General features: G+C 60.5%; 8 protein-coding genes. 3 read left to right on the forward strand and 5 right to left on the reverse strand.

What is annotated here, in order from left to right; translation table 11 throughout:
- The 4 genes from NW827_RS01220 to NW827_RS01235 form a co-directional block, all read right to left on the reverse strand.
- The coding region (locus NW827_RS01220) for a DUF2157 domain-containing protein (protein WP_414503243.1) at window positions 1–302 on the reverse strand (302 nt) is incomplete at its 3' end.
- 7 nt (window positions 303–309) lie between these two features.
- Window positions 310–1,086, reverse strand: coding sequence for a phosphoribosylaminoimidazolesuccinocarboxamide synthase (gene purC / locus NW827_RS01225; protein ID WP_414362710.1), 777 nt, complete (start codon window positions 1,084–1,086; stop codon window positions 310–312).
- 9 nt (window positions 1,087–1,095) lie between these two features.
- Window positions 1,096–2,481: a sugar transferase gene (locus tag NW827_RS01230; RefSeq protein ID WP_414403754.1), complete on the reverse strand. Its 1,386-nt coding sequence runs from the start codon at window positions 2,479–2,481 to the stop codon at window positions 1,096–1,098.
- 169 nt (window positions 2,482–2,650) lie between these two features.
- Window positions 2,651–4,375: an electron transfer flavoprotein gene (locus NW827_RS01235; protein ID WP_414403755.1), complete on the reverse strand. Its 1,725-nt coding sequence runs from the start codon at window positions 4,373–4,375 to the stop codon at window positions 2,651–2,653.
- 368 nt (window positions 4,376–4,743) lie between these two features.
- Between NW827_RS01235 and NW827_RS01240 the strand changes: the two genes are divergently transcribed.
- Entirely contained in the window at window positions 4,744–6,126 is a 1,383-nt protein-coding gene (locus tag NW827_RS01240) for a DUF2079 domain-containing protein (protein WP_414503244.1), read from the forward strand.
- Between the two features lie 189 nt (window positions 6,127–6,315).
- Here the strand turns inward: NW827_RS01240 and ilvD are convergent, their stop codons facing one another.
- On the reverse strand, window positions 6,316–7,995 hold the full coding sequence (gene ilvD / locus NW827_RS01245; protein WP_414403757.1) for a dihydroxy-acid dehydratase: 1,680 nt from the start codon (window positions 7,993–7,995) through the stop codon (window positions 6,316–6,318).
- Between the two features lie 315 nt (window positions 7,996–8,310).
- On the opposite strand from ilvD, the gene fbp reads away from it, so the two are divergent.
- Window positions 8,311–9,294 carry a class 1 fructose-bisphosphatase gene (gene fbp / locus NW827_RS01250; RefSeq protein WP_414362716.1) on the forward strand — a complete coding sequence of 328 codons (984 nt, stop codon included), beginning with the start codon at window positions 8,311–8,313 and terminating at the stop codon, window positions 9,292–9,294.
- A 29-nt stretch (window positions 9,295–9,323) separates the two neighbouring features.
- Window positions 9,324–10,877 (forward strand): glucose-6-phosphate dehydrogenase, encoded by a 1,554-nt coding sequence (zwf, locus tag NW827_RS01255; RefSeq protein WP_414362705.1) that lies wholly within the window; start codon window positions 9,324–9,326, stop codon window positions 10,875–10,877.
- Window positions 10,878–11,007 lie beyond the last annotated feature (130 nt).

Consider the following 11,007-nt stretch of genomic DNA (forward strand, 5'->3'; position numbering starts at 1 on the left):
GCCACCTGCAGTCCCACCATGAGGGCCAGGGATCCCAGGGCTCTGACCGAGCGGGGAATGGCGTCCCAGTTGGCGGCCACGAAGGAGATCACCCCCAAGCCCACCAGCACGGCGCCCAACAGCAGCAGCACCAGGGTAAAGCGGCTAGCAGCTGTTCGCGGCAAGCTATCGAGTTGGTAGTACTCCCGCAGGCGATCCCGCTGCGCCGGCTGAATCAGCCCCTGCTGCACCCAGGTGTCCAACAGGTCGGCCAGTTGGCGGCGGAAGCGGTCGTCGGGGCCAGAGGAGCGGGGAGAAGTCATGGCACCCTCACCCCCTGCCCCTCTCCCGCGCTGCAGGAAAGGGGAGATTGGGATCAGTAGCCTGGAGCACTCGCTGCAGCACCTCTTGGTAGCCGGCTGCTGGATCGCCGAGATCAAAGCGAAAGAGGTCTTTATCCAGCACCCGCGGCTCAGTCCCTTCTAGATCCCACAGGCGGCAGGTGTCGGGGCTGATCTCGTCCGCCAGCCAGATCTCCCCTTCCTCGTCCAGGCCAAACTCCAGCTTAAAGTCCACCAGCTCCAGCCGGCAGCGCCGCCAGAAGTGGTGAAGGTGAGTGTTGACCGCCAAGGCCAGGGATCCCAGCTTCTCCACTTGCTCTGGCGTGGCCAGGTGCAACAGGCGGATGTGGTCGGGGGTTACCAAGGGATCCCCCAAGGCGTCGTTTTTGTAGTAAAACTCCACCAGGGGCGGCTCGATGGGCAGGCCCTGCTCCAGGCCTAGGCGCCGGCAGAGGCTGCCGGCCGTGCGGTTGCGCACCACCACTTCCAAGGGCAGGATCCGCAGGGCGCGCACCTGCATCTCTCGAGGGCCGGTCTGGGCCAAAAAGTGGTTGCGGATGCCCTGCTGCGCCAGGTAGGCAAACACCCGGCTGGAGACGGTGCAGTTGACCTCCCCCTTGCCGGCGATGGATCCCCGCTTTTGGGCATTAAAAGCGGTGGCGTCGTCTTTGTAGTGGCAAAGGTAAACGTGGGGATCGGCGGTGCGGTAGACCCGCTTGGCCTTGCCCTCGTAGAGGAGCTCTGGGGGCGTGGGCGAGGAGGACATAGGCAACCCCTAATAGCCGGTCAGCCGTCCGCGGATCCCTTGCCAAAGGGTAATGGCGAGGATGCGCAGATCCAGCCACAGAGACCAGTTTTGCACATAGTAGAGATCATACTGGGTGCGGCGGGCAATGCTGGTGTCTCCCCGCAGGCCGTGGATCTGAGCCCAGCCGGTGAGGCCACTTTTCACCAAATGCCGATCCAGATACTTGGGGATCTCCTGGCTAAATTGCTCCACGAAGTAGGGCCGCTCCGGGCGGGGGCCCACTAGGCTCATTTCCCCCTTCAAGACGTTCCAAAGCTGGGGCAGCTCGTCCAGGTTGGTGCGGCGCAAAAAGGCTCCTATCTTGGTTCGGCGCGGATCCCCAGGGCGCGTCCAGCCCGGCTGGCCGGGTGCCTCGGCATCCACCCGCATAGTGCGGAACTTGGCAATCCAAAAGCGGCGCCCATCCAAGCTCACCCGCTCCTGCCAATACAAGATGGGGCCGGGGCTGCTGCAGGCCACTAGCACAGCGATGATCAGAAACAGGGGGCTGAGCAACACCAGGCCCAGGGAGGCCCCCAGGATGTCTACCGCTCGCTTGAGGAAACGGTTGTGGGCGTAGCGCAGAGGGGGCTGGCGCAGCGTCAGCAGCGGGATCCCGTCCAGAGAGTGCAACTGCAGGTTAACGGTTAAGAAGCTGAGAATGTCCGGCACCAGCCGTACCTGCACCGACAGGGCCTGCAGCGTGAGGAGCAGGGGTGCGTTGGCCAGCTCCGGCTGCCCAAACCACACCTCTTGGATCTCGGGGTGAGCCTGCACATAGGCCACCAGGTGGCTGGGCTCCAGCCGCTCCAGCTTCTGCAAAGGCTCTGGTTCCGGTGCCGAGGGATCCCCGGCCACGGCCCAAGCCCTGATCTCAAACCCCAAGGCTGGGCAGCGCTCCAGTCGCTCCAGCACCTCAGCCAAGAGCAGGCCGGATCCCACCCAGATCACCCGTCGCCGCCCCTGGCCGTGGGCATACAGCCAGCCCATGCCCAGCCGCAGCACTGCCCGCATCCCCGTCAAGCTGAGCAGGGCCAGCAGGCCGGCATAGCCCACCACCAAGCGCGACAGCGAGACGGAGCGCACGAAAAAGGCCCCCGCCAGCACCAGGCCAAAGGTTACCCCCAGCCCTAGCAGCAAACTGACCCATTCCTCAAAGCGAGATAAGCGCTTCGATTCGCCGTATCCTCCCAAGCCGGCCTGAACGCCCCAATAGCTAAGGACTGTCAACAACCCCAGGCCAGCGTAGACATCCCACGGTAAAAGCTGGTGGGGGCGCAAGCTGCGCAGCCAATAAGCCGCCCCGAAGGCCAGCCAGATACAGAGCCCATCCCCAAAACAGGCCAAGGGCACCCATAGGCGGTGTGGATCCAAGCTCAGGGTGTAGCTAAAAAAGGGCCCCCCCTCCCTCTCCCTCCTGCAAGAGGACCTCTTCTGGCTACAGGGATTGGCCAAGAACTCTCTCCTCTAGCCACCTAGACTGGGATTCTAGTGGTCGGCCATCCCAACTGGCCAGGGAGCTGGCCTAGGGTTCTTTGGGACGCTACAGCCCGTAGAAATCAGGGCCGGATCCCTCGTAGCTGGGGTTAACCCGCAGGTTGAGGTGGGGGCAGACAATCTCGCAGGTGCGGCATTGGATGCAGTTTTCCAGCGACATGGCGTGGGAGCGGATTCCATTGCGTTCGCGGATGTGGTGGACTTCTGCCGGGCAATCGGCCACGCAGGGGGTAGGGCGGTTGAGCTTGTCGTAGGTGGCAATGCACTGCCGGCAGGTGTCAGCGCTGAACTCAAGGATGTGGCGGTTGCCTTCCGGGTAGCGGGGATCGGCAAAAAAGACGGCATCTGAGCGCGAGAAATAGCCCCATCGCGTGGTCAATGCTTCAGGATCCAGACCTAGGGGAGCCACAAAGTCCGCTTGGATGGCGGCATGGGGAGCAACATACCCCCGTGGGGGCGGCTCGCCGGCGCTGACCCGTCCCGTCAGCAGCGTGTAGGCGCGCAGGAGTTCCCCGCCGCGACGCACGGGATCCTGCAGGCCCCAGCGCAGGGATCCCAGCCAAGGGTGGCCGGCATCGACGCTGCGGCAGATCTGGGGCAGGTATTCTTCCAGCAGGCGGGAGTTTTCCAAAAAGGCTTCCCGAAAATAGCGGCTGCGGTAGAGATCTTGCCCCACCGAGCTCTCCATCACGGCTTTTTGGTAGGCCTCTTGAATGCGCAGATCCCCTTTTAAAAAGCCGTCGTGAATGAGGCCCGCTGCCAGGTAGCCGGTCTCCATGGCGTTGTTGATCCCGGCCAGGCTGCCCACATCCAGCACCCCCAGGGCATCCCCCAAAAGCAAGGCCCCTTCAACGCCAAAGCGGGTGGGCAGGCTGTAGTAGCCCCCCTCAGGAATGACGGCGGCCCCGTACTTGAGCAACTTGCCACCGGCAATCAGGGATTGGATCCAGGGGTGGGCTTTGAACTCCTGCAGGCGCTGCTGCGGGTTGAGGTTGGGATTTTTGCTGTCGAGGCCGATGATGAGGCCCAGGGCCAGGCGGTTATCTTTGAGGCCATAGACAAAGCCGCCGCTGAAGCTGCCATCCAAAACCGGGTAGCCCAGGGTGTGCCACACCTGCCCTTGCAGCGAGCGAGGGATCTGCCACAGCTCTTTGACCCCCACCGACCACAGTTGCGGCCGAGGGCGCAGGTGAAACTTCTCGACCAGGTCTTTGGAGATAAATCCCTTGTCGCCAAAGCAGGTGAGCTCGGCAAAGACGCAATCTTCGCAAACTTGGCCGGAGTCGCTCACCCGCACCCCAATGACTCGCTCCCCCTCATAGAGGATCTCGTGGGCGGCAAAGCCGGGGAATACATCCAAGGTAACGTTGGGGATCCCTTTGGCCTTTTCCTGCAGGGTTTCGGCCAGCCAGCGGATGACATGGCTAAGGGTGAGGAGGAACTGCCCCTGTTTGCGCAACCCCTTTGGGATCGCCGCTTCCGGCAGATCCCAGCGCTCTTGGGATCCCAGTACGCTCAGGTGGCTCACTTCCACCCGCCCCTCGTGGGGAAATCCTTGGCTCTCAAAATCCGGGAAAAGCCTGGCGATTACCTGAGGATTGCAGATGGCACCACTGATGATGTGCCCGCCAAATTGCCGGGCTTTTTCCAAGATGGCGATGGAGATCTTGAGCCCCGAGAGCTTGGCCAGATCCAAAAGGCGATGGGCCAGGATCAGGTTGGAGGAGCTTCCTCCCACCAAAAGCAGGTCATAGCGGATGGCGTCACTCATGCAGAATTCCCCACGCAGCAGCTCTGGAGAGTCTGCCCGTATCCTAGAAAGGAAAAGTGGAAAGATCCCAAAACTTTAGACCTTCTCAAGGCTTTGGGCGTTCTCCCTGCGATGGCCAACCCCAGCCTCTTGCCTGGCTTGGGCAGGGATCCCTCCTTGCTGCAATTTTTCCAGCTAGCCGGGTTCGAGCCTCTCTTGCCAGAGAAAAAGGGGCTGTCTTTGAGCTGGCTTGCGGTCTTGCTGCTAGCTGGCAGAGCTTGGATTCTACGCTAAACAAGTTGTAGTTGGCAATGAAGGAACATCCTCTGTCCAAGTCTTTCTTGGCAACGCTGGTTGGAGCCTTCTTTGTTCTTTTAGGCTGCAGCGTTGTGCGGCACCACTTGTTTCAGTCGGGAGGGTATGATCTCGGTATTTTCGACCAAGCTGTTTATTTAATCAGCCGTGGCGAGGTTCCTTTTTCTACTATTCGCGGGATCCACATTCTTGGGGATCACGCAGCTTTTATCTTGTATCCTCTCAGTCTCTTGTATCGCATTGTTCCCTCTGTATATTGGCTGTTTGGCATCCAAGCTCTGGCACTAACGCTGGGAGCGCTGGCCGTTTACCATCTGGCGCTCCAAGCCGAGATTGATTCTGACAGAGCAAGAACAATTGCCGCTGCCTATCTTCTCTACCCAGCCATCTTCAACGCCAACCTTTTTGATTTTCATCCAGAAGTGTTGGCTGTTCCCCTTTTTTTGGCAGCTATACTCTGTGTTCGCTCTGGCAAGTTGTGGGAATTCTTGCTGTGTTTGAGCGGTATCCTCGGCTGCAAGGCGGTGTTGTCTCTCAATGTCGTTGCCCTAGGAGCTTGGCTGTTGCTCTTTGAAAGCAGACGAGTTGAAAAGCGCTGGCAACGGCGCTGCCAAGTGGCCAGCTGGCTTGCCATAGCGGCAGGGTCGGCCTGGTTTGGCATGGCTACTTTTTGGATTATTCCTCACTTCAGTGGCAGCGAGCCGGCAGCCGTTTCTCACTATAGCTATTTGGGCAGTTCTGTTCCTGAAATTATCCAAAACTTGGTTCTCAAGCCAACATTAGTCCTGGGCAAGGTCTTCTCTCTCGACACCCTATTCTATGGATTTTTGTTAGTCATCCCTGTGGCTTGGGGCCTCTCTTGGCGCCACTGGGATCCCTGGATCCCTGCTCTGCCAACCCTGGGGCTGAATATACTTTCTAGCAATCCTGCTTATCGGGATCTGGTGCATCAGTATGCATTACCTGTTGTTCCTTTTCTCTTTCTAGCTGTCATCGAAAACGTGAAACCAGGCCCATCCTGGGTCTGGCCTGTCAAAAGCAGAAAAGCAGCGCTAGCCTGGTCTTTGCTGGCTTTTTTAGCCCTGGCAAAATACCCCTTTTTCGGCTCCATCTATCTTCAGTCTCTTGACACTTGGCAGGCCACTCGCGAGGCCCTTGCCCACATCACCACCCAAGGGGGTGTCCTTACCACCCACGAGATTAGCCCCCACCTCACCCATCGACGGGTTATTTACTTTACCGACGAGAGCCGCTTCAAGGGATCTCCCCCCCAACAATGGGATCCCTTTGACTACGTTTTGCTTAACAGCCGCCATCCGGGGTGGCGCAGCAGCCCAGAGTTCTCCCAGACCCTGCTTGCCGCTTTACAAAAAGAAACCTCGTTTCAGCTTCTCTACCATCGCGATGGGGTGTATTTGTTCTCTAGGATACGACAAGAACCTCCAAATCCCCCCTAGTCCAACAGGGCTGCTGGCAATTGACTACAACAACAACCTCTACCCCCGCTCGGCGGTGGCGGTGATTATGACGGCGGGATTATCGGTACGTAATTGGTGCTAAAGCTGTCACTGTAGCAAAACGGGCGGCAGGGATCCCTGCCGCTTTTTCCTGCAAGAGTTACTCCCCTCTCCCTGAGGGAGAAGGGCCTACTCCCACAAGTTCAAATCGGTCACTGCCCCCAGGCTGCTGCTGGAGACGAGCTTGGCGTACTTGGCCAAGGTGCCCCGTTTGTAGCGAGGCTCGGGGGGAACCCAGCAGGCGCGGCGGCGGGCCAGTTCTTCCTCACTAACATGCAGGTGCAACAGGCGAGCGGGGGCATCGATGGTAATGAGATCCCCTTCCTCCACCAGGGCAATGGGGCCGCCTACGTAGGCCTCAGGCGCCACATGGCCCACCACCATGCCGTAGGTGCCGCCAGAGAAGCGGCCATCGGTAATTAGCCCCACGCTATCTCCCAAGCCGGCGCCGATGATGGCCGAAGTGGGGGAGAGCATCTCCCGCATGCCAGGGCCGCCCTTGGGGCCTTCGTAGCGGATCACCACGACGTCCCCTGGTCGAATTTGGCCAGCAAGGATAGCCTGCAGACAGGACTCCTCCGAGTCAAAGACCCGCGCCGGCCCCGTGATCTTGGGTGTCTTGACGCCGCTAATCTTGGCCACTGCCCCTTCGGGAGCAAGGTTACCTTTGAGGATGGCTATGTGCCCTTGGGGGTAAAGGGGGCTGTGCCAGGGGCGAATCACCTCTTGGTCAGGGCTGGGCTCGTCTGGCACGTCCCGCAGGACTTCGGCAATTGTCTGGCCGGAGATGGTGAGGCAGTCCCCGTGCAGCAAGCCGTGGTTGAGCAGGATCTTCATTACTTGCGGGATCCCGCCAGCCCGGTGCAGATCGGTGGCAACAAAGCGGCCCGAAGGCTTGAGGTCACAGAGAACAGGCACGCGGGCGCGGATGGTCTCAAAGTCATCCAGCGTCAGGGGCACCTCCGCAGCGTGGGCAATGGCCAGAAAGTGGAGCACGGCGTTGGTGGATCCCCCTACCGCCATGATGACCGAGATGGCGTTCTCAATGCTCTGGCGGGTGATGATGTCGCGGGGCCGAATGTTGGCTTTAATGGCCTCGGCCAAGACCTTGGCCGATTGGGCAGCGCTTTCGGCTTTCTCTTCGTCCTCCGCCGCCATCGTGGAGGAGTAGGGCAGGCTCATGCCCATGGCCTCAAAGGCGCTGGACATGGTGTTGGCAGTGTACATGCCGCCACAGGATCCGGCGCCGGGGCAGGCGTGGCGCTCCACCGCCAGCAGCTCTTCCTCGGAGATGCGCCCGGCGCTGTACTCCCCTACCGCTTCAAAGACACTGACGATGGTGAGGTCGCGGCCGTTGTAGTGCCCCGGCTTGATGGTGCCGCCATAGACAAAGATGGAGGGCACGTTGAGGCGGGCCATGGCGATCATCGCCCCTGGCATGTTTTTGTCGCAGCCGCCAATGGCCAAGAGACCATCCATACTCTGGCCGTTGACCACCGTCTCGATGGAATCAGCAATCACCTCCCGCGACACGAGGGAGTACTTCATGCCCTCAGTGCCCATGGAAATGCCGTCGCTGATGGTAATGGTGCCGAAGATCTGAGGCATGCAGCCGGCCTCCCGCAGGGCGGCTTCGGCTCGCTCGGCCAGGGCTTGGATGCCGATGTTGCAGGGAGTAATGGTGCTGTAGGTATTGGCGATGCCGACGATGGGCTTGCCGAAGTCCTCATCGCGAAAGCCCACCGCTCTAAGCATGGCACGGTTGGGGGAGCGCTGCACTCCCTGGGTGACCACTTGGCTGCGCATCATCATTGGCAAGAAGAAACCGAGAAAAGTGAGCCGGGAAAAGAATGGGTAGAACTCATCCTACCGCTTTAACCCTCCTGGCAAGAGGGATCCGACCGAATCTGAAGCAACTCTGTAAGTTCTCGGCACCTGCGCCGAGAATCGGCCAGCCTACCTAGTAAAGGGGATCCCAGAGTCCAATTGCGTCAACAGAACCCAGTCCTTGCCCTCCAGTTCGAGATCCAGAAGCTTCCTCCCCCTCAGGTGTTGGTGAAGCCGCCTATGGTTCTTAGCTCTCCTCCCTCCCCAGCCGCCGTGCCCAGCAGCGCCGAACGCGAGATGGCGCGGGATGTGCTCACCCTCTCCCGCCATGTCTTGCAGCAGTTTGGCAGCTTTACCGCTGAGGCGCAGGACTTTAGCGCCCTGATGAACCGCATTGCCCTAGCCGGCAAGATGATTGCCCGTCGCCTCAGCCAGGCAGGGCTAATCGAGGGGGTGCTGGGGGTAACCGGCAGCCTCAACGTCCAAGGGGAAGAACAGCAACAGATGGACGACTACGCCAACCGGGCCTTCATCCGCGCCTTGGAGCAGACGGGCCTGGTGTGTCGGCTGGTGTCGGAAGAGCTGAAGACCCCGGCTCGCCTGCCGGAAAACTGCTCCCTTAGCCGCTTGGCGCTGCTTGTCGATCCCCTAGATGGCTCCTCCAATATCGAGGCCAACCTGAGCGTTGGCTCGATTTTCTCTATCCTTCACCCCCTCGAGGATCGTCCGGAAGCAGACAACCAAGATCTCCTGCAGCCGGGCCGCCGGCAACTGGCTGCTGGCTATATCCTCTATGGTCCCAGCACCCAACTGGTCTATTCCATTGGCAAAGGGGTGCACAGCTTTACGCTAGATCCCAGCTTGGGGGAGTTCATCCTCTCCAAGAGCGATATTCGCATTCCCGAACGCGGCTCCGTCTACAGCCTTAACGAGGGCTACTTCTGCCAGTGGAGCGAAGGGATCCAAAACTTCATTCGCTATGCCCATCGCCAAGGTAGCTACACCTCCCGCTACAGCGGCGCTCTGGTGGCGGATTTTCACCGCATTCTTCTCCAGGGCGGGGTGTATCTCTATCCCGGCACCCAGAAAAAACCAGAGGGCAAGCTGCGGCTGATGTACGAGGCCAACCCTCTGGCGTTTTTGGCTGAGCAGGCAGGAGGCGTGGCTACCACCGGCAGCGAGGCCATCCTAGACATCGTGCCCCAATCCCTGCACCAACGGGTGCCCTTGATTATTGGCAGCCGCGAGAATGTGGAGGAAGTGTTGCGCTGCCTTCGCTGAACCCCGCCCACGCAAGCCGAGCTGACTCTATGGTGACCCTGGCTGAAAACCCCTTGCGCGTTGGCCTCAACCAAGAGCGCATCCCGGATCCCTGTATCCTGGTGCAGTTTGGCGCTTCCGGGGATCTGGCGACCCGCAAACTGATCCCGGCCTACTACCGGCTGTTTGTGCAGCGACGGCTGCCGCCGGAGTTTACCTTGGTGGGAGTGGCCCGGCGCGACTGGAGCCACGAGATCTATCGCGACAAGATGCGGGCGGCCCTAGAAGCATTTGCCCCCCAAGATCTGGGGCCAGAAGCCCTCTGGCAGGACTTTGCCCGCCGCCTGTTCTACTGCCGCCTTGATCTTGGTGATGCCGAGGGCTACCTGCGTCTCAAGCACTTCCTCAACCAACTAGACGAAGAGCGGGGCACCCGCGGCAACCGGGTATTTTACCTAGCGGTGGCGCCGGACTTTTATGCCCAGGCCATTCAACAGTTGGGGGCAGCCGGGATGTTGGCTGACCCGGCCAAAACGCGGGTGGTGATTGAAAAGCCCTTTGGCCACGACCTCACCTCGGCCCAGGAGCTGAACCGCCTTGTGCAGCGGATCTGCCAGGAAGAGCAGGTCTACCGCATCGACCACTACCTGGGCAAAGAGACGGTGCAAAACCTGCTGGTCTTTCGCTTTGCCAACGCCATCTTTGAGCCCCTCTGGAACCGCAACTACATTGACCATGTGCAGATTACTGTAGCGGAAACGGTGGGGGTGGAGGATCGGGCTGGCTACTACGACGCTGCCGGTGCTCTGCGGGACATGGTGCAGAACCACCTGATGCAGATCTACTGCCTCACTGCTATGGAGCCACCCGTCTCATTACGCGGCGACGGGGTGCGTAGCGAAAAGACTAAGGTGCTGCAGGCCACCCGCCTGGCGGACACTCGCAATGTAGCTGCAGCAGCAGTGCGAGCCCAGTACGGCCCCGGCTGGATTGCCGGCAAGCCGGTGCCAGGCTATCGCCAAGAGCCCAATGTCAACCCCAACTCGCAAACCCCCACTTACGTGGCCCTGAAATTGGAATGCGACACCTGGCGGTGGAAAGGGGTGCCCTTCTACCTGCGCACCGGTAAGCGCCTGGCCAAGAAGGTTTCCGAGGTGGCCATTTACTTTAAGCAGGTGCCGCTCTCTCTCTTTCCATCGGCAGCGCGGGAGGTGAGCCCCAACATCCTGGTGCTGCGCATCCAGCCCAACGAGGGCATCTCCCTGCGCTTTGAGGCCAAGATGCCAGGGCCAGAGATCCGCACCCGCTCAGTGGAAATGGATTTTCGCTACGGAACAACCTTTGGGTCGACCACGCCAGATGCCTACGAGCGCCTGCTGTTGGACTGCCTGCTGGGGGATCCCACCCTATTTACCCGCGCCGACGAGGTGGAAGCCGCCTGGCGGGTGGTGACACCGGTGTTATCGGCCTGGGAGGCGCCGCCTGGCCATGACAAGGGCGGCAATGCCGCACCGCCGCTGTACACCTATGAGGCGGGTACCTGGGGGCCCAAGGCTGCCGAAGACCTGCTAGCCCAGTCCGGGCGGCGGTGGCGACGCCTCTAGTTTGAATCGCTGCCCTCACCCCTAACCCCTCTCCCAACGAGTTAGAGATGGTGCTCCGCGCCGCCGGCGCAAACGTGAATCTGGTTGGAACTAGCCCTGGCAGGAAGGATCCCCGGTTGCTGCAGCTAAC

It is taken from the genome of Synechococcus sp. H70.1, assembly GCF_047502705.1.
GTDB lineage: Bacteria > Cyanobacteriota > Cyanobacteriia > Thermostichales > Thermostichaceae > Thermostichus.